The sequence below is a fragment of the Pseudofrankia coriaricola genome (genome assembly GCF_032027725.1).
In the GTDB taxonomy this organism is placed as follows: domain Bacteria; phylum Actinomycetota; class Actinomycetes; order Frankiales; family Frankiaceae; genus Pseudofrankia.
On record NZ_JASNFO010000039.1, the window covers coordinates 122,697 to 140,888 of the forward strand.

At 72.5% G+C, this 18,192-nt stretch carries 17 protein-coding genes; 16 read left to right on the top strand and 1 reads right to left on the bottom strand.

Features of this window, described 5'->3' with window-relative positions; genetic code table 11:
- Nucleotides 1-523: 523 nt before the first annotated feature.
- Complete coding sequence (locus QOZ89_RS21285) at nucleotides 524-1,471, bottom strand: TetR/AcrR family transcriptional regulator (protein WP_071052037.1); 948 nt, start codon at nucleotides 1,469-1,471, stop codon at nucleotides 524-526.
- Between the two features lie 954 nt (nucleotides 1,472-2,425).
- Here QOZ89_RS21285 and QOZ89_RS21290 point away from each other — a divergent pair.
- The 16 genes from QOZ89_RS21290 (at nucleotide 2,426) to QOZ89_RS21365 (ending at nucleotide 18,084) form a co-directional block, all read left to right on the top strand.
- Nucleotides 2,426-5,398 carry a sensor histidine kinase gene (locus QOZ89_RS21290; protein WP_071052036.1) on the top strand — a complete coding sequence of 991 codons (2,973 nt, stop codon included), beginning with the start codon at nucleotides 2,426-2,428 and terminating at the stop codon, nucleotides 5,396-5,398.
- Entirely contained in the window at nucleotides 5,398-5,817 is a 420-nt protein-coding gene (locus QOZ89_RS21295; RefSeq protein ID WP_071052035.1) for a roadblock/LC7 domain-containing protein, read from the top strand. The genes QOZ89_RS21290 and QOZ89_RS21295 overlap by 1 nt, the downstream gene beginning before the upstream one ends.
- Before the next feature lie 132 nt (nucleotides 5,818-5,949).
- Nucleotides 5,950-6,321: a DUF742 domain-containing protein gene (locus QOZ89_RS21300; RefSeq protein WP_071052034.1), complete on the top strand. Its 372-nt coding sequence runs from the start codon at nucleotides 5,950-5,952 to the stop codon at nucleotides 6,319-6,321.
- Complete coding sequence (locus QOZ89_RS21305; protein WP_071052033.1) at nucleotides 6,302-6,928, top strand: GTP-binding protein; 627 nt, start codon at nucleotides 6,302-6,304, stop codon at nucleotides 6,926-6,928. Before QOZ89_RS21300 ends, QOZ89_RS21305 begins: the two co-directional genes overlap by 20 nt.
- Nucleotides 6,929-6,934: 6 nt before the next feature.
- Complete coding sequence (locus tag QOZ89_RS21310) at nucleotides 6,935-8,380, top strand: LuxR C-terminal-related transcriptional regulator (protein WP_241842146.1); 1,446 nt, start codon at nucleotides 6,935-6,937, stop codon at nucleotides 8,378-8,380.
- A gap of 449 nt (nucleotides 8,381-8,829) precedes the next feature.
- Nucleotides 8,830-9,165 (top strand): TcmI family type II polyketide cyclase, encoded by a 336-nt coding sequence (locus QOZ89_RS21315; protein WP_198543473.1) that lies wholly within the window; start codon nucleotides 8,830-8,832, stop codon nucleotides 9,163-9,165.
- 651 nt (nucleotides 9,166-9,816) lie between these two features.
- Entirely contained in the window at nucleotides 9,817-10,065 is a 249-nt protein-coding gene (locus QOZ89_RS21320; RefSeq protein ID WP_071052030.1) for an acyl carrier protein, read from the top strand.
- A 134-nt stretch (nucleotides 10,066-10,199) separates the two neighbouring features.
- Nucleotides 10,200-10,685 (top strand): SRPBCC family protein, encoded by a 486-nt coding sequence (locus QOZ89_RS21325; RefSeq protein WP_071052029.1) that lies wholly within the window; start codon nucleotides 10,200-10,202, stop codon nucleotides 10,683-10,685.
- The gene (locus tag QOZ89_RS21330; RefSeq protein WP_071052028.1) at nucleotides 10,682-11,125 is read left to right on the top strand and encodes a cupin domain-containing protein; all 444 of its coding nucleotides are present in this window, start codon (nucleotides 10,682-10,684) and stop codon (nucleotides 11,123-11,125) included. Before QOZ89_RS21325 ends, QOZ89_RS21330 begins: the two co-directional genes overlap by 4 nt.
- Nucleotides 11,122-12,414, top strand: a complete 1,293-nt coding sequence (locus QOZ89_RS21335; protein WP_071052027.1) for a beta-ketoacyl-[acyl-carrier-protein] synthase family protein — start codon at nucleotides 11,122-11,124, stop codon at nucleotides 12,412-12,414. The genes QOZ89_RS21330 and QOZ89_RS21335 overlap by 4 nt, the downstream gene beginning before the upstream one ends.
- The gene (locus QOZ89_RS21340) at nucleotides 12,411-13,697 is read left to right on the top strand and encodes a beta-ketoacyl synthase N-terminal-like domain-containing protein (protein ID WP_071052026.1); all 1,287 of its coding nucleotides are present in this window, start codon (nucleotides 12,411-12,413) and stop codon (nucleotides 13,695-13,697) included. The genes QOZ89_RS21335 and QOZ89_RS21340 overlap by 4 nt, the downstream gene beginning before the upstream one ends.
- Nucleotides 13,698-13,819: 122 nt before the next feature.
- Complete coding sequence (locus QOZ89_RS21345) at nucleotides 13,820-14,557, top strand: SDR family NAD(P)-dependent oxidoreductase (RefSeq protein ID WP_312624772.1); 738 nt, start codon at nucleotides 13,820-13,822, stop codon at nucleotides 14,555-14,557.
- The gene (locus QOZ89_RS21350; protein WP_083419489.1) at nucleotides 14,557-15,012 is read left to right on the top strand and encodes an antibiotic biosynthesis monooxygenase; all 456 of its coding nucleotides are present in this window, start codon (nucleotides 14,557-14,559) and stop codon (nucleotides 15,010-15,012) included. Before QOZ89_RS21345 ends, QOZ89_RS21350 begins: the two co-directional genes overlap by 1 nt.
- The gene (locus tag QOZ89_RS21355; RefSeq protein ID WP_071052024.1) at nucleotides 15,009-15,359 is read left to right on the top strand and encodes an antibiotic biosynthesis monooxygenase family protein; all 351 of its coding nucleotides are present in this window, start codon (nucleotides 15,009-15,011) and stop codon (nucleotides 15,357-15,359) included. The genes QOZ89_RS21350 and QOZ89_RS21355 overlap by 4 nt, the downstream gene beginning before the upstream one ends.
- Nucleotides 15,360-15,579: 220 nt before the next feature.
- Nucleotides 15,580-16,728 carry a nucleotide disphospho-sugar-binding domain-containing protein gene (locus tag QOZ89_RS21360; protein WP_071052023.1) on the top strand — a complete coding sequence of 383 codons (1,149 nt, stop codon included), beginning with the start codon at nucleotides 15,580-15,582 and terminating at the stop codon, nucleotides 16,726-16,728.
- Nucleotides 16,729-17,049: 321 nt separating this feature from the next.
- A complete protein-coding gene (locus QOZ89_RS21365; RefSeq protein WP_312624775.1) occupies nucleotides 17,050-18,084 on the top strand; it encodes an SDR family NAD(P)-dependent oxidoreductase in 1,035 nt (344 codons plus the stop codon).
- Nucleotides 18,085-18,192 lie beyond the last annotated feature (108 nt).

The following is an 18,192-nucleotide window of genomic DNA, read 5'->3' on the forward strand; positions in this document are numbered from 1 at the left end:
GGCGCTCCGCTCCCTGTGGCTCGATGGTTCGGTGGCCGGCGCGAGGGCCGCCCTGTCCGGGTGCCCTCCCGTGGGCCGCCCGAGGCTGTCTCGGCGGTGGCGAGAAGAAGCTGACGTGGGCCCGCGGCTGGACTCCCGCGCGCGGCTCATGACGATATGCGTTCTTCGAACGTGGGCCAATCGGATCGTGGATCGTCGCGAAGCGACGGCCTACGGCCGACGTGTGGGAATGCGGCGGATGTTTCGCGCCCAGATTCGTCCGCTTTGCGCCATAGCCGGTCCGTGGCCGTCCGGGAACGGCTATGGCGACGGGTGAAGATCACTTCTTGGGTATGCGGGCCGGGACTGCCTGTCCCGGTCGGACGACCTAAAAATGTCCGTCCGGCTAGAGGGTCAAAGGGTGTGCGAAAATGATCTTCCTTCGCACACCCGGCGGCCGTTGTCCCCAGGATCACTAGAGGGTCAAAGGGTGTGCGAAAATGATCTTCCTTCGCACACCCGGCGGCCGTTGTCCCCAGGATCACTAACGGGCCGGCGAGCCGTCCGGAGGCGGCGCGAAGGCGGCGGCGACAGTGGACAGGAAGATGTCGTCAGGAAGTGCCGCGCTGTCCGCGGAGACCTCCGGGTCCATTGCGTGATACGCGGTGACCATCGCCGAGTACAGCCGGGCAAGGCAGCCTGGGTCGCCGGGGCGCAGCGTGCCGTCGCGCTGACCCCTGACGAACAGCTCGGCCTCCAGCTCGATTGCCGCGTCGTAGCCACGGGCGAAGCCCTCGCGGAAGCCGGGTGTGCCGGGTACGCCGGGCGCGGACATGAGCTGGATCGAGAGCCGGCCGAACTCCGGGTAGCGCCGGTGGAAATCGACCTGTGTGCGGGCCAGCCGCGCCAGCAGCTCGGCGCCGGTGCCCTCGGCCGCCAGGCAGGAGGCCATCAGCTCCATCAGCTCGACGGTGCGCCGGTTGAGCACTGCCTGCAGCAGTTCTTCTTTGCTGTCGATGAACAGGTACAGGGCGCCGATCGAGAACTCGCACCGTTTCGCGACCTGCTGCAGGCTGGTGCCGCGGTAGCCCTGCCGGCCGAACAGCTCCTCGGCCGCATCCAGGATCTGCTCCCTGCCGACGCGCAGCCGCTCCTGTCGGCGCAGCTCGCGTGGGCTGAGGACCGCGGGCCCGCCCGCGTCGTCCTTCGCCGTGCCCGTGCCGTGCCTGGCCGTGCCCGTGGCGCTCTTCCCCGTGCCGCCGTCAGTCCCGGCCGCGCCCGTGCCCGCGCCGTCGGCCACGACGGCTTCGCCCCGCGCCGTGCCCGTGGCCCCGTCGCTCGCCGTCGCCGTCGCCGTCGCGTCCGCCGGCCGCGCGGTGCGCGCCTGCGCGCCGCGGGCGCCGGCGGCGGCCGCGTGGGTGGCGGCCGGGCGGGCCTCGGCGGGGGCGGCCGGGGCGGGACGGGAGGTCCTCCCCGGCGACGTGGTGGCCATGTCCCCCAGTGTCGCACCGGACGCGACCAGCGGCGCCGGTCAGGCCGAGGGGCGTCGCACGTCGCCCGCCCGCTGGCCACTGCCCAGGACTCGTCCGGTACTCGGCGGGACTCCCGGCGCCCAGCGGTGCTCTTTCAACCATTACAGGGAAGATTCTGTTCCCCCGCCGGCTCCACAACGAACCGACGGATGGCCCGCAACATCGGATGAGGCAGTGCCCTGGCCGCTCCGCGACGGTGATCCACTCAGGGTCTCCGCCGGACGCCGCGGGCCGTGACGAGAGGTCCGCCGACCTTGCTACCGCGGGCCCGTGCGGCGGCGCCTGTCGCCACGGGTCGGCGGCCCCGCATCCGGCGCGGAGCGGGAAGCCGCGGGCCAGTGGGAGGTGACTGCTGTCACGTTGATAGCCGCCAGTGCGCCCCCAGGCGGGCCACACCCATTACTCCGTGTACGGATCGGAGGGGGTGGGGAACACGGCGGCCGAACCAGGCGCGAACCCGCGGCGCGCGTCATTCCACTCCGTTGTTCGACCTGCGGGTTTGTTTCGTTCTCGCCGTCGGCGGGCGGTCCGGACGGACTCGGCGGCGAGAGGGTTGACCGCGCATGAGAACTACTGTGTGTGACGGGAGGTCACCGCTGCCAAAACGGCGGCCGTGCCCCGTTGTTCTGGCGATGCGATTCCGCTCGCCACGATGCTCGCGGTGGCTGTTCGCCGATGCCCCGTCATCCTGCGGATGCAGGGGGTCAGTACAGTTGCCCATACCTTCCAGGCAATGGGACGCGGCCAGGGGGACCACCCGGGAATCGGTGGTCCGCCAGTGCGCTCGCATCGTCTGGTGGGGGCAGTTGGCAGTTACGCGGACGGCGTGGCCCGCCGTTCACCCTACATAGTCGCCCCACACGTGGCCCGCACCCAAGGCGCCCTGCTGGCCGGGCGTCGGACGAGAGGACCGGATGCTCCAGAACTGGCCCATCCGCTCGAAGCTGGTGGTAATTCTCATCGTCCCCTTGGTGGCCCTCGCCGTGCTCAGCGCTATACAGGTGCGCGGCAACGTCGAGAGCGTGTCGTCCGCGAACCGGACCAAGGCACTCGCCGGCTTCGCCATCAGGGCGAACGCCCTGATCGCGGCCCTGCAGACCGAGCGCAACGGCTCGCACACGGTGATCGGTACGGGCTACGGGGCGCCGGCGGTCATCGTCAAACAGATCCTCACCGATGTCCGGCCGCTCGTGGACCGGGCGGCCGGTGACTACAACACCGCCGCGCGGGACCTGCCGGGGAGCGCGCGTAACAGCCTGGGCGACACCCTGGCCAGCATCGACGACCGGCTGTCCAAGCTGCCGGCCTACCGCCAGACGGTCGACCGCAGGCAGGCCACCCTGCCGCAGGACATCCTCTACTACGACGGCCTGATCACCGACCTCCTGGAGCTGGACGCCCGGGTGGCGTCCGGCAGCCGCAACGCCGACCTGATCTCGGGTGCCGCCACGCTGACGGCGATCTCGCGGGAGAAGGAAGCCGCCGCCCAGGTGCGCGGCAACATCGCCCGGATCTTCTTCCTGCAGCAGTCCGACCCGGACCTGGTCCTGCAGATTCAGGGCCAGGCAGGCGCCGAGGACGGCTGGCAGGCGCAGCTGAGGATCACCGCGACCCCGGAGGAGCGCCAGCTCTACGAGGCGACCGTCACCCCGCTGGCCAGGAACGTCGCGACCATGCGTGACGCGGTGCTCAAGTCGCTGATGATGGGCGGGCGGCAGACGACCGAGCGCGAGACCTGGCTGACCGTCTCGGCGCAGAAGATCTCCAAGATGGAGGACGTCGAGCGCCGGATCGCCACCGACCTCGCCGCCACCGCCGACCGGATCGCGACCCAGGCGACCCGCCAGGCCGCGATCAACTCCCTGGCTGTCGCGCTCGTCCTCGCGCTGTCGGTGCTCATCGCGCTGCTCGTCGCGAGCCCCATGATCCGCCAGCTGCGCCGGCTACGGGAGGGCGCGCTCGAGGTCGCCGACCACAGCCTGCCCGATGTCGTCGAGCGGTTGCACCGCGGCGAGCCCGTCGACCTCGCGGCCGAGACGTTCCCCGTCCCGGCGACCACCCGGGACGAGATCGGGCAGATGGCCGACGCGTTCGGCACCGTGCACGAGGTCGCCGTGCGCACCGCCGTCGAACAGGCCGCGATGCGCAAGAGCATCGGGGACACGTTCCTCAACCTCGCGCGCCGCAGCCAGGCGCTGATCCACCGCCAGCTGAAGATCATCGACGCGCTGGAGCGTAAGGAGACCGACCCGGACGAGCTCGAGGAGCTGTTCCGCCTCGACCATCTCGCGACCCGTATGCGTCGCCACGCCGAGGACCTCATCGTCCTCTCCGGCTCCAAGCCGGCCCGTGGCTGGCGCCGGCCGGTCCCGATCAAGGACGTCATCCGCGGTGCCGTCGCCGAGGTCGAGGACTACACCCGGGTCAAGGTCCTGCCGGTCGGCGGCGGCGCGATCAGCGGCCATGCCGTCGGTGACGTGATCCACATGCTCGCCGAGTTCATCGAGAACGCCACCTCGTTCTCCCCGCCGCACACCCCGGTGCACGTCACCGGCCACGAGGTCTCCAACGGCTTCGCCATCGAGATCGAGGACCGCGGCCTGGGCATGAACCCGGCCGAGTTCAAGTCCCTGAACGACCGGCTGGAGAACCCGCCGCCGTTCGACCTGACGACCTCCGAGCGCCTGGGCCTGTTCGTCGTCGGCCGGCTGGCCGAGCGGCACGGCATCAAGGTCCGCCTGCGCACCTCGCCCTACGGCGGCACGATGGCGATCGTCCTGATCCCCGGCACGCTGCTGCGGCCGAACGAAGGCGTCGTGGACGAGCTCACGCCCGCCGGTGCCGGCGGCGGGCGGGATGACGCTCGTGAGCTCGCGGCCGTCGGCGCGGGCGGCGCCCGGCCCGCGGGCGGTGCTGACGCGGAGCCGCTGGAGCTCGGCGCGCCCAACGGGCGCGGCGCCGGGGTCCCCGGTGGGATGCTCGCCCTGCCGCCGGCCGACGGCGGCCCCGCCGCCGTCGGCCGCGCGGGCGACCGGGGGCTGGCGGCCGACGAGCCGGGGTCGATGACGACGGACCTGGCGGTGCCGCCCGGACCGTTGTCCGGGGCGCTGGCGCTGCCGGCCCCGGCCGGCACGCTCGACCCGGGAGAGCTTCCCGCCCCGCCGCCGCTGACCAGCCCGGTGCCACCGGTGCCGCCGGAGCTGCCGGGCGACGAGTCCGGCCCGCGCGCGATGTTCGGCGGCCTGCCGGCCCGCGGCGACGACGAGCCGCTGCTCGACGACCTCCCTGTGTTCGCCACCGTGCGGTCGAGCTGGTTCATCGCCGACCGGCCGCGCCGCAACGCCGCACCGCCACCGCCCGACGACCCGCTGCTCGGCGTGCCGTCCGGGCCCGTGACGGCACCGTCGGCGCGGCCGGCGTACCCCACTGCCTACTCGGCGCCCGTGACCCCGACGCAGCACCCCGCCGATGACGCGCCTGACCCGCGCTTCGGTGCCCTGCCGAACCGGACCTCGCCGCGGCACTTCCAGCCCGGCGGCGCGCAGCCCGGTGGCCCGTCGTACTCGGCTCCCGAGGATCCGCACGGTCAGGCTACGCCCGGCGGCGGGATCGCCGGGGGCGGCCGGACCCGCGGGCAGCGGGGAAGCCAGGCGACTCCACAGCCGACCACCGAGGTCGGGCTGCCCCGCCGGATGCGACGGGCGAACCTGGCTCCCGAGCTGCGCCGGGACAACCCAGCGCAGAACCGCCCGCCGCAGGTGGTGGCCGGGCCACGCTCGCCGGAGGAGATCCGGTCGATGATGTCGTCCTTCCAGTCCAACTTCGGACGAGGGCTGGCGGACGCGCAGGGTTCCAGTGACGGTGACGATCAGAGGAAGGTGACCTGATGAGCCCGGTTGGGCCGTCCGAGAACATGAGCTGGCTGCTCAACAACCTCGTGAAGAAGGTGCCTGAGGTCACCTACGCGATCGCGCTTTCCTCGGACGGTCTGTTGCTCGCCACGTCGGCGGGAATGGACCGGGCAACGGCGGACCAGCTTGCCGCCGTTGCGTCGGGCTTCAACAGCCTGGCCCGGGGCGCGGGGCGGTTCTTCGGTGGGGGGAGCGTCCGGCAGACCATCGTGGAGATGGAGCAGGGCTTCCTGTTCGTCACCGCCGTCGGCGACGGCGCCTGCCTGGCGATCCTTTCGAGCCCGGGCGCGGATATCGGCCTGATCGCCTACGAGATGGCTCTCCTGGTCGCCCGGGTGGGAGAGTTCCTTACCCCAGAGCTACGCGCCGAGATGCAGGCGGCACTGCCGATCTGAATCGCAAGTGAACCTTTTCCCGCTCAGCTGGGCTTGAGATGGCCACCACGGCGCCCCAGGTGACGACGGAAAATGTTTCAAGTCAGCACGGACATCCTGAGGATCGGCACGGACATCCCGAGGAGAGTCGGAGTGTCGCGAGAAGAGGAGTGGTTCGACGACGAGGCCGGTCCGGTCGTGCGTCCCTATGCGGTCACAGGGGGACGCACCAGGCCGAGCAAGGGCTCGCTCGAACTGGTCGCGCTGGTCACCACCACGTCGCAAGGACGGGCGGCGGCCACGTCGCTCGACCATGAGCAGCGCGCCATCGCGGCGCTCTGCCTGCGGCTGCAGTCCATCGTGGAGATCTCTGCCCGGTTGAACATTCCGGTCGGAGTGGTCCGGGTCCTCGTGGGCGACATGCTCGACGCGGGCCTTGTCACGGTGCACCGGCCCGCACGTCCCACGAACCGACCTGACCAGGCCCTGATCGAGAAGGTGCTCAGTGGACTACAGGCCCTCTAGTGCGAGGCCGCCCAGAACCGACGCCGCACCAGCCCCGAGTCCAGTTAAGATCATTATCGCGGGCGGGTTCGGCGTCGGCAAGACGACCTTTGTGGGCTCCGTCAGCGAGATCACCCCGCTGACGACCGAGGCGGCGATGACCGCCGCCAGCATCGGCATCGACGACACGTCGGCCGTCAACGGCAAGACGACGACCACCGTGGCGATGGACTTCGGCCGGATCAGCCTGCTGGACAGCGTGATCCTCTACCTGTTCGGCACGCCCGGCCAGGACCGGTTCTGGTTCATGTGGGACGAGCTGGTGCTCGGCGCGATCGGCGCGGTGGTGCTGGTCGACACCCGCCGGCTGGCCGACTCGTTCCCCGCCATCGACTACTTCGAAGAGCGGGACATTCCGTTCCTGATCGCGCTGAACCATTTCGACGGCGCCAAGCGGTACGAGGTCGCGGACGTCCGCAAGGCGCTGGACCTCGAGTCGAACCGGCCGGTCGTGATGTGTGACGCTCGGCGGCGGGAGTCGGTTCGCCAGACCCTGGTGGCCCTCGTCCGGCACGCGCTGGACGTGGTCTCGGCGGAGAACCGCGAGCGCGACCTCGCCGGCACCTGACCGGGCGTGGACGACCCGGCGTCCCGGCCGGGTGGTGGGGCTGCCGACCCGCCAGCCGGCCCGCGGAACCTGGCCGTCCACCCAGTCGCTCCCGGCCGGCACCGGGAGCGCGGGGCGCGCGGCGCGCGGGGACACGTCGAAGGAGCGGCGTACTGGCGGGCGGAGGGGGCATTGTTGGATCTTCTCGGGCTCGATGACATCACGGCGGCGCTCTATCGGCTGTGGCTGCGCGACGAGAACCTCAGCATCGAGGGTGCCGCGGCCGCGCTGCGCCAGCCGATGGCGGTGGTGACCCGGTCGCGCGACCGGCTGGTGGCGCTGTCGCTCCTGGTCGCGTTGCCGGACCGGCCGGGCAGGCTGGTGGCGGCCCATCCCGAGGGGCCGCTGGACCAGCTCATCCAGGCCCAGCACGAGCAGCTGATCCGCCGGCACGAACACCTCGTCCGGGCGCAGTCGCAGGTGGCGGCGCTCGTCTCGGAGTTCCGCGCGAGCCGCCAGGAGGCGCCGGGCGGGGGAGGGCTGGACCGGGTCGCGAGCTCCGCCGCCGTGCGCACCGAGCTCATCGGGATGGTCGGCGCCGCGCAGCGCGAGGTGGTCTCGGTGCGAACCAGGGCGACGCTCGCCGAGCTCGCCGCGGACCTGCTGCCGCTGGAGCTCGACGCCCTGCGCCGCGGCGTGCGGATACGCGCCGTCATCGCCCGGCCGCGGGCCGGGCTGGCGTGGTCGACCGCTGTCGAGCACCTCGCCGAGGTGGTGGCCGCCGGCGCCGAGATCCGGCTGGCCGACGACCCCGCGGTCGACCTGACGATCGTCGACCGCCGGCTCGGTCTCGTGCGGCTCATCGGCGGCTCGGGTGGCGTCGGTCCGGCTGGCGGCGGCGGGCCCGGCGCGGCGGGCGCGGCGCATGGCGCCGACGTCGCCGCCATGGTCGTGCGTGGCACGGATCTCGCGAGCCTGGTGACCGCGCTGTTCGAGCAGCTGTGGGAGAACGCCGACCGGTTCGGCGTCCCGGCCGGCACCAGCGGTCCCGGCGGCGCCGGGACCGGTCCTGGCAGCGCCGGTGGCCTCCGCGTCACCCAGGAGAGCGGTGAGCTGGCACTGGCCGGCGCGCGGCCCGCCGCGGGCGCGGTGTCCGGCCGGCTCGGCGAGCCGCGGGGCGGGCCCGGGCAGGCCGGGCATGGCGGCCAGGACGACGCCGACTGGTCGGACGAGCCGGGCGAGGCGGAACCGGACAGGCGGCCGGGTGACGGCGACGACAACGCGCCCCCGTCGCCGGCGGAGCTGCTCCTGCTGCAGCTGCTCGCCGACGGCGCGAAGGACGAGTCCGCGGCCCGTTCGCTCGGTGTCTCGGTGCGCACGGTCCGCCGGATGGTCGCCGACCTGATGCGTCGCCTGGAGGCCCGCAGCCGCTTCCAGGCTGGCATCCTGGCGAAGCGCCGGGGCTGGCTGTAGCACCGGGGCTGGCTGTAGCACCGGGGCTGGCTGTGACGCCGGGGCTGGACAGGCGCCGCCGCTGGCGCGAGCGGCGTGAGACAGGACCCGGCGGGTGCCGGGCTGGAGAAAGGATGGTTGTAACACCGCTGGGTTAAGTGCACTAGTTGTGGCAACAGTGTGCCAGCGCAACTAGTTGCCATGGGGAGGCGTCCGGGAACGCCGGACGAAGCGGGGTGACTGGGCACAGACTTCCTGCGAGACACCGCATCCGGACCGGACGCGGCGCCAGGCCCAAACAGCACATCGGCCTCGTCAGCGCCGCAACGGCCGCCTCGGCCCCTGCGCCGCCGGCCACCGGAGCGGTTCTCACGGCTCGGCCTGCTCGACCGATAGATAGAGCTGTGAGGAGAGAAAGTGTCGACAACCCAACCGCGTACACCCGCGCAGTGCCCAGCGGGAGGTGCGCGGTGAGCCACCGGACGCTGATCGTCGCTCGGATGAATCCATCGGATGAACAATCCGTGGCGGAGGTCTTTACCGAGTCCGACGGCGGGGAGCTGCCGCACCTTGTCGGGGTGTCGCGCCGGGAGCTGTTCGCCTTCCACGGGCTGTACTTCCACCTCATCGAGGCGGAGGAGAGCATCCAGGCGCCGCTCGCCGACGTGCGGGACCACCCGCTGTTCGTCGACGTCAACACCAAGCTCGCGAAGTACATCACCGCGTACGACCCCGCGACGTGGCGCGGCCCGCGCGACGCGATGGCTAAGAGCTTCTACACCTGGAGGGCGGACTCCGTCCGTTGAGGGTGCCCGGCGGCGGCCATCAGCCGTCGGCCGCCGGCCCACCGCCGCCGCGCGGCGCCTGACCCGCGCCAGACCCGCCGGACGCCAGCCCCGCTGGCGCCGCGCGCGGCGCCAGCGCCGTTCTCCCGCCGCGCCCCGCGGCGACGGCGCGGCCATGTCACACGCCGAGGCCTCGTGACCCCAGGTGCCGCGCGACCTCGCGCCCGTGACAGCCGCCCTCCCACTGCGCCGCCCGCGTGTCGGAACTCACCCGCGTCACCGCCCCAGGCCCTGGCCTGACCATCCGGAGCCCGAGTGCGGGCGGGGCCGTACACGCATGCCCCGCCGCGGCCGGTGCCGACCGCCGCGGGCACCTTCTCGCCAAACGTGAGAAGTGGGCGCGCGGACCGGTCGTGACGGCTTCTCACGGGCTGGTCCCCGTGAATTCGGCATTGGCTCGGTGCTTGGCATCAAGCTGCCCATTTTCGGTCGGTGGCCACGCGGGGTGCTTTTGCGCGCGCGTTATCGTCCCACACCCGCCACGGACTCTCGCCAGGCGGCCGGCCGGTTGGCAGGAAAGTGACGGCGGCGACATTGTCCGCTAGTTCTGGTACTCATGGCCCATCGTCGGTGGTAATCCTTGGATAGTTACGCTCTAGAGGAGGGATAACTGTGCCCCAGCAGTGGGACTCCGCCGCTCTGCTCGATTTCCTGGTGACCCAGGCCGGTCTTCCCGAGTCCGACCTGCCGGCGACGCTCGACGTCACCTTCGAGGACATCGGCCTGGACTCGCTGGCCTACCTGCAGCTGCAGTCGGAGGTGTTCGGCTCCCACGGTGTGGAACTGCCCGCCGACCCCCCGCCTGGCTACACCCTGGCCGACATCCTGGATGCCGTGAACCTCGCGCTCGCGGCCCGCTAGCCCGAAAACCGCACGCTACCAGGCCTTTGCCCGCCCGCGGGCGGGCAAAGGCGCGTCGCCAGCCGACGCTCCCATGCCCCCGCGAAACCAGCCCAACAGTCCTTGAGGCAGTACCTACTCCCGAGGAGACCCCCGTGAACGGGCACACCGACAACTCGATCTGGATCGACGCGGACATCGAAACCGTCTGGGCGCTCACCAACGACCTGGAGAACTGGCCCCGCCTGTTCACCGAGTACGCGTCCGTTGAGATTCTCGAGTCCAGGGACAACACCTTCAAGTTCCGCCTGACGATGCACCCCGACGAGAACGGCCAGGTGTGGAGCTGGGTGTCCGAGCGCACCCTCGACCCGGTCAACCACCGGGTGCGCGCCTATCGCGTCGAGACCGGCCCGTTCGAGTTCATGCACATCGAGTGGACGTACTTCCCGGAGGGAACCGGTACCCGGATGCGCTGGGTCCAGGACTTCCGCATGAAGCCGGCCGCGCCCGTCGACACCGCCGGAATGGTGGTGCGCATCAACACCAACACGCCGCGCGAGCAGGCCGTCATCAAGGAGAAGGTGGAGAACGCCGCGCGCCAGGCGTCCGCCGCCGCCATCGCCGGGAGCGCCCGGTGACCCCCGCCACCGCGGTCGCGGCTCCGAAGATCAGATCGATCCACGACGTCCCGGCCAACCGCCGCCGAGGCGGTGACATCCGCACGATTCTCTCGCCGGCCACCGTCGGCTCGAAGGCCGGCTTCATGGGCACTCTGACGCTCGCGCCCGGCGAGATCGTCACCGAGCACTGGCACCCGTACTCGGAGGAGTTCCTCTTCTGCGTGCGCGGCGAGGTGACGATCCAGCTGGACGGCGAGGAGTACCTGCTGCCCGCCGAGAGCGGCGTCCACCTCCCCGTCGGGACCCGGCACCGGCTGGTCAACCACGGCGCCGAGGAGGCGTTCTTCGTCTTCTGCTCGGGGCCGCTCGCGCCCCGGCCGGACCTCGGGCACGTCGACACCGAGCAGCTGTCCGCCGCGCAGGCGGCGGCGCCCCATCCTCATGTGGGCAACGCATGACACGCAGACGCACGGCCATCACCGGCGTCGGGGTGGTGGCGCCGGGCGGCACCACCCGCAAGGAGTTCTGGGCGATGATCACCGACGGCCGCACGGCGACGCGGCGGCTGTCGCTCTTCGACCCGACGCCGTTTCGCTCCCAGGTCGCGGCCGAGTGCGACTTCGACCCGCTCGTCGCGGGCCTGAGTCCGCGTGAGGTGGCTCGTAACGACCGGTTCGTCCAGTTCGCGCTGGTCGCCGCGGCCGAGGCGGTCGCGGACTCCGGCCTGGAGTTCTCCGGCCAGGACGTGGACGGCGCCGAGCCGGGCGCCGGCCCGGTCGTCGGGGTGAGCCTCGGCAGCGCCGTCGGCGCGACCACCCGGCTGGAGAACGAGTACGTCGCGGTCAGCGACGGCGGCCGGTACTGGGAGGTCGACCCGCGCTACGGCAGCCAGTTCCTCTACCACGCGCTGGTCCCCAGCTGCCTGGCCACCGAGGTGGCGACGAGGTTCGGCGCGCACGGCCCCGCGTTCGTGGTGTCGACCGGCTGCACCTCCGGCATCGACGCGGTCGGCTACGCCCATCAGCTGATCGTCGACGGCGAGGCGGACATCATGATCGCCGGTGCCTCCGACGCCCCGCTGTCGCCGATCTCGATCGCCTGCTTCGACGCGATCCGGGCGACCTCGGCGCGCAACGACGACCCGGAGCACGCCTCCAGGCCGTTCGACGCGAGCCGGGACGGGTTCGTCATGGGCGAGGGCAGCGCCGTCCTGGTGCTGGAGGAGTACGAGCGGGCCGTGGCCCGCGGCGCGCACATCTACGCCGAGGTCGGCGGATACGCGTCCCGCTCGAACGCCTTCCACATGACGGGCCTGCGCCCGGACGGCAGGGAGATGGCCGAGGCGATCCGTCTCGCCCTCGACGAGGCCCGGGTGGACCCGAGCGCCGTCGACTACGTCAACGCGCACGGGTCGGGCACCAAGCAGAACGACCGGCACGAGACGGCCGCCTTCAAACGGTCGCTCGGGGCACACGCCTACCAGGTGCCGGTCAGCTCGCTGAAGTCGATGGTCGGGCACTCGCTCGGCGCGATCGGCTCGATCGAGCTCGCCGCGTGCGCCCTGGCGATCGAGCACGACGTCGTCCCGCCGACCGCGAACTGGGCCACCCGCGACCCGGAGTGCGACCTGGACTACGTGCCCAACATCGCCCGCGACCACCGGGTGGACGTGGCGCTCTCGGTCGGGAGCGGCTTCGGCGGCTTCCAGTCCGCGATCGTGCTCACCGCGCCGGGGCGGGCGGCATGACCGCGGGCACGGTTCTCACGCCGGGCACGGGCCGGGCCGCGGGGGAGGAGACGGCGCCGCTGGCGCGGCCGGTCATCACCGGGCTCGGTGTGATCGCCCCGGGCGGCGTCGGCGTCGAGGAGTTCTGGGCGGCGACCCTGCGCGGCGAGCTGGCGATCACCCAGATCACCCGGTTCGACGCGTCCGCCTATCCTGCCCGGCTCGCCGGCCAGGTGCCGGACTTCGACCCGGTCGACCACCTGGACAACCGGTTCATCGTGCAGACCGACCGGTGGACGTGGTTCGGCATGGCGGCGAGCCGGCTCGCGCTCGCCGACGCCGGCTACGACCCGGCGACGCGGGACCCCTACGAGACGTCGGTGATCTTCGGGGCCGGCTCGGGGGGCAACGACTTCGGCCAGAAGGAGCTGTCCCGCCTGCACACCCGGGGCCGCACCGCGGTGTCGGTCTACCAGTCGATCGCCTGGTTCTACGCGGCGACCACCGGCCAGACCTCGATCCGCCACGGCCTGAAGGGCCCCAGCGGGGTCGTCGTCGCCGACGGCACCGGCGGCATCGACAGCCTGGCGCAGGCCAGGCGCACGATCCGTCGCGGCACGGCGAGCGTGCTCGCCGGCGCCGCCGAGTCGGGCCTGACGCCGTACGCGCTGACCTGCCACCTCTCCAGCGGCCGTGTCAGTGCCGCCCGCGACCCGCGGGCGGCGTACAAGCCGTTCGACGTGCGCGCCAACGGCTACCTGCCCGGCGAGGGCGGGGCGACGCTGCTCGTCGAGCACCCGGCCGCCGCCGCCGAGCGGGGCGCGCCGAAGGTCTACGGCGAGATCGCGGGCTACGCCGCCACGCACGACGCCCACCATCACAGCCGCCCGGCCGACAGCCCGGCGTGGCTCGCGACGGCGATGCGCCGGGCGCTCGCGGACGCGGGCGTCGAGCCGGGCGAGGTCGACGTCGTCTTCGCCGACGGCGCCGGCTCGCGCGACCTCGACGCGCTGGAGGCGGCGGCGCTGCGCGACGTGTTCGGCGCGGGCGCGGTCGCGGTGACCGCCCCGCAGGGGCTGATCGGGCGGCTGTGCGCCGGCGGCTCGGCGCTCGCCGTGGCGACGGCGCTGCTCGCGCTGCGCGACGGGGTGCTGCCCGCCGTCGGCAACCTCGACGAGCCGGACCCGGCCTACGGGCTGGACCTGGTCCGCGAGCCGAGGCCCTGCGCGGCCCGGGTGGCGATGGTCGTCGCCCGCGGCTTCGGCGGCTTCAACAGCGTCCTCGTCCTGCGCCGTCCCACCTGATGACCCTGCGGAAAGGGGCCGCCGGGTGTGCGAGGAGCACATTTTCGCGCACCCTTTGGCCAGCTGGAGATCACGATCCCGGAGCACTCTCCATGACTTCAGACCCCGAGACAAGGAGCCCGATGTTCGCCGACCTGGCTGGCAAGCGCGCGCTGGTGACCGGTGGGACCCGTGGCATAGGCCGCGCGGTCGCCCTCGGCTTGGCCCGCGCCGGCGCCCACGTCGTCGTGAGCCACCAGCAGGAGAGTGAGGCCGCGGAGAGCCTGCGCCGCGAGCTGAAGGAGACCAGCGGCAACCACCTGGTGATGATCGCCGACGCGGCCGACCCGGCCGCGATCACCGCGCTGCTCGACGCCACCGGCGCCCACCTGGGCGGGCTGGACATCGTCGTGAACAACGTCGGCACGATCAGCCATGTCCCCTACGACCAGCTGTCCCTCGAGGACTGGAACGCCGTCCTCACCACCAACCTGACCGCCACCCACCTCGTCACCCAGGGCGCGCTGCCGCTGTTGGGCGGCTCGGGCGCGGTCGTCAACGTCGGCTCGGGCGCCGGCGTCGTGGGGGTGCCGCTGCGTGCGCACTACACCGCCGCCAAGGCGGGACTGATCGGCCTGACCCGGTCGCTGTCCAAGGAACTCGGCGCCAAGGGCATCCGGGTCAACCTCGTCACCCCCGGCCTGACCGAGACCGACCACGCGAACGGCATGCCCGACGCGGTTCGCGCGGCCTACACCAACCGGATCCCGCTCGGCCGCCTCGGCACCTCCGAGGAGGTCGCCGCGGTCGTGCTGTTCCTGGCCAGCGACGTCTCCAGCTACGTCAACGGCGCCAACTACTCAGTCGACGGAGGTATCTGATGGCCCGTAGCGACTACGACGCCGAGATGACCGAAGGCACCGGCGCCGGGACACCGGCCGCCGACCTGCCCTTCCGGGTCATGCTCACCATGCACGTGCACCCGGGGCGCGAGGAGGAGTTCGAGCAGACCTGGCTGCGCATCGGCGACGGGGTCACCGGCCACCCGGCGAACCTCGGGCAGTGGCTCGTCCGCTCGGCCGACGAGCCGAGCACCTACTACATCGTGAGCGACTGGGTGAACGAGCGGCTGTTCCGCGAGTTCGAGGCCACCCCGGGCCACCTGGAGCACCGGAAGATCCTGCACCCGCTGCGGGCCCGCGGCTCCATGGCCACCGGTGCCCTGCTGGCCTTCCTGCCCGGCGCCGCGAGCGCCGGCCCGGCCGCCGCCCCGGCGATGGCCGCCATCATGACTCCCTCGGCTGAGCCGGCGCGCACCCCGGTGGCCGCGGGATGAAGATACGTGTGATGATCTGGGCCGCCGCGCCGGAAGGCAGGCCGGATGCCGTCGAGGAGACCTACCACCAGATCAGCGAGGCGCTGGTCGGCACCCCGGGCCTGCTGGGCAACCACCTGATGCGCTCGATCCACGACCCGAGCCGTTTCGTCGTGGTCAGCGAGTGGACCAACATGGCCGACTTCGTCGCCTGGGAGCAGGACGCGAGTCACAAGCCCACCACGTCGCCGCTGCGCTCCCTGCACGACCCCGAGCGCCGGCCGGTGATCTACGAGGAGGTCGCCGCCTACGGCGAGACCGGCCCCCTCTACGAGAAGACCGGCCCCCTCAAGGAGACCGCCCCCTGACGCCAGCGCTGGCCCTCCGACCGTTCTCTCCGTTCCGTCCTTCCGCTCTTCCGTCCGATCCGTCCTTCTACGCTGACTTGTCCACGGGTCCCCGCCGACTGGCTGCCGCGTGCTCCGGGCGCCGAGCGCGCCGACGGGCGCCGACGGGCGCCGAGCCGTCCACTGGCCAATCGGTGGGGGAGGCCAGCTGACCACCACCGAGATCAACTAGGGGAACCCGATGCGGGTGCTGTTCACCACCGTTCCGATGCACGGCCACTTCTATCCGATGGTCCCGCTCGCGCACGCCTTCCGCTCCGCCGGGCACGAGGTCCTGGTCGCCACGCCGGCGAGCCTCGTCGACGCGGTCACCTCCGCCGGTCTCCCCGTCGCCGTCACCGGGCCACCGCTCGGCCTCACCGAGATCATGATGGTGGACCGCGAGGGCCGCCCCGTGCCGCCGCCCGCGACCCCGGACGAGCTGATGGTCTCCGGCGGCAAGGCGTGGGGCCGGCTCGCGGCCCGCACCCTGCCGGCGACCGAGGCGCTCATCGACGGCTGGCGTCCCGACCTGGTCGTCGCCGAGCCGAGCGAGATCGCCGGCCCGCTGGTCGCCGCCCTGCGCGGCATCCCCTGGGTGCGCCACAACTGGGGTATCACCTCGCTGCCGCGCAGCCTGCCGTTCACCGCGCAGGAGCTGGCCGGCGAGCTCGCCGAGCTCGGCCTCGACGGCCTGCCGGAACCGGACGCGGTGGTGAAGGTCGTCCCGGCGAGCATCGCCGGCGAGGAGGACCCCGACGGCCTGCCCGCCCGCTACGTGCCGTACAACGGACCGGGCGTGCTGCCCGACTGGGCGCTGGCCAAGCGGAGCGGGCCGCGCATCCTGCTCACCTTCGGCAGCCTGGTGCCGCACATGCGGTTCCGCGACTTCGTCGCCGTGCTCGGCGAGCTCGCCGCCGGGCTGCCCGCACTCGGCGCGGAGGTCGTCGTCGGGGTGGAACCCGCGTTCGCCGAACGGCTCGGCACGCTGCCGGACGGAGTGGTCGACGTCGGCTGGCAGCCGCTGTCGCTCGTGCTGCCCGCCTGCGACCTGCTCATCCACCACGGCGGGTCGGGCTCGCTGCTGACCGCGCTGGCCCACGGTGTGCCGCAGCTCGCGCTGCCGCAGAGCTCCGACCAGTTCATCAACTCGTTCACCCTGGCCGGGATCGGCGCCGGCCGGATGCTGATGCCCGACCGGCTGGGCGTCGAGTCCGTGCTCGCCGAGGCTCGCGAGCTGCTTGACGACGCCGGCTACGCCGAGAAGTCGAAGGGCGTGGCCGAGCAGATCGCCGAGATGCCCACCCCGACGCAGGTCGCGGCGACCCTGGCCGAGCTCGCCACCGGTTGACTCTGAGCCAGTTCCCACGCCGACAGGTCCCCTGGACGTGATCTCCTAGGTTCCACGCCGTTCCAGGCCGGGGCGGAAACGCCCCGCCTGGCCGCTTCCGTCGGGCTCCCGCCGGCTCCCGCCGGCTCCGTCGGGCCGCTGGCCTCCGGCCACGAGAGCATCGCTCTCATTAAATGAATAGTGCCTACCAGGCTATGAGAGCGAGTTGCGCCGAGCTGGTGGGCGCGTCTAGGGTCGTCGCCCGGGCGGGGGATCCCGCCGCGGGCCTGTCCCGTGCCGGCCCCGCCCGTCGGAGCGCACACGAGACGGATGGGATCGGCGATGACGGGAACGAGGATTGTGACCCCCTTCGGCGCGAGGTCGACCGCGGCCGAGGTGGCGGCCGGGGTCGATCTCGCCGGCCGGCACGCCGTCGTCACGGGTGCCTCCTCCGGCATCGGCACCGAGACCGCGCGCGTGCTCGCCGGCGCGGGCGCCGCCGTCACCCTCGCGGTGCGCGACACCGCGGCGGGGGAGCGCATCGCCGCCGACATCGTCGCGGCCACCGGGAACAAGGACGTCGCCGTCGCCCCGCTCGACCTGACCGAGCAGGCGTCCGTGCGCGCGTTCGTCGCCGCCTGGGACGGCCCGCTGCACATCCTGGTCAACAACGCCGGGATCATGGCCTCGCCGCTCGTGCGCACCGCGGAGGGCTGGGAGCGGCAGTTCGCCACCAACCACCTGGGCCACTTCACGCTCACCACCGGCCTGCGCGGCGCGCTCGCGGCGGCCGGCGGCGCCCGGGTCGTGGCCGTGAGCTCCGCCGCGCACCTGCGCTCGCCGGTGCTCTTCGACGACATCCACTTCACGGCCAGCGAGTACAACCCCTGGGTCGCCTACGGCCAGTCGAAGACGGCGAACGTGCTGTTCGCCGTCGAGGCGAACCGTCGCTGGGCCGACGACGGCATCACCGCCAACGCCGTGCACCCCGGCACCATCGCCACCAACCTCGGCCGCTACCTCTCCCGGGAGGAGCTGAAGCGGATCAGTATCGGCTCGGCCGCCGCCGTGGCCGCCAAGGAAGCTCAGGAGTCCGGCGGCTCCACCGCCGCGGATCCCGCCGGTGCCGGTGGCGCGGGTGGCGGCGACGCCGTGCGTAAGCCGGGAGCTCCCAAGAGCGTCGCGCAGGGCGCGGCGACCTCCGTCCTGGTCGCCTCCTCCCCGCTGCTCGAGGGTGTCGGCGGCCGGTACTTCGAGGACTGCGACGAGGCCACGGTCGCCGGTCCCGGCGACCGCTTCGGCGTCGCCCCCCACGCCCTCGACCAGGAGTCCGCCGCCCGCCTCTGGGACGTCTCGGTCGCGATGGTCGGCTCCTAACCGCTTCTCGCGGCCCAGCGGCCCCGGCCACGGGGTCTCTCCTGCACCGTGGAAGCCTCGGCGTCCGTTGGGTGCTGGGCCAGGCCGACGGCTTCATTCCTGGAGCCG

What these genes read in the sequence shown, in the direction of transcription:
- QOZ89_RS21365 (WP_312624775.1), top strand. Translation starts at nt 17,050, where the DNA reads ATGACGGGAACGAGGATTGTGACCCCCTTCGGCGCGAGGTCGACCGCG.
- QOZ89_RS21350 (WP_083419489.1), top strand. Translation starts at nt 14,557, where the DNA reads ATGGCCCGTAGCGACTACGACGCCGAGATGACCGAAGGCACCGGCGCC.
- QOZ89_RS21360 (WP_071052023.1), top strand. Translation starts at nt 15,580, where the DNA reads ATGCGGGTGCTGTTCACCACCGTTCCGATGCACGGCCACTTCTATCCG.
- QOZ89_RS21335 (WP_071052027.1), top strand. Translation starts at nt 11,122, where the DNA reads ATGACACGCAGACGCACGGCCATCACCGGCGTCGGGGTGGTGGCGCCG.
- QOZ89_RS21285 (WP_071052037.1), bottom strand. Translation starts at nt 1,471, where the DNA reads ATGGCCACCACGTCGCCGGGGAGGACCTCCCGTCCCGCCCCGGCCGCC.
- QOZ89_RS21290 (WP_071052036.1), top strand. Translation starts at nt 2,426, where the DNA reads ATGCTCCAGAACTGGCCCATCCGCTCGAAGCTGGTGGTAATTCTCATC.
- QOZ89_RS21355 (WP_071052024.1), top strand. Translation starts at nt 15,009, where the DNA reads ATGAAGATACGTGTGATGATCTGGGCCGCCGCGCCGGAAGGCAGGCCG.
- QOZ89_RS21345 (WP_312624772.1), top strand. Translation starts at nt 13,820, where the DNA reads ATGTTCGCCGACCTGGCTGGCAAGCGCGCGCTGGTGACCGGTGGGACC.
- QOZ89_RS21295 (WP_071052035.1), top strand. Translation starts at nt 5,398, where the DNA reads ATGAGCCCGGTTGGGCCGTCCGAGAACATGAGCTGGCTGCTCAACAAC.
- QOZ89_RS21340 (WP_071052026.1), top strand. Translation starts at nt 12,411, where the DNA reads ATGACCGCGGGCACGGTTCTCACGCCGGGCACGGGCCGGGCCGCGGGG.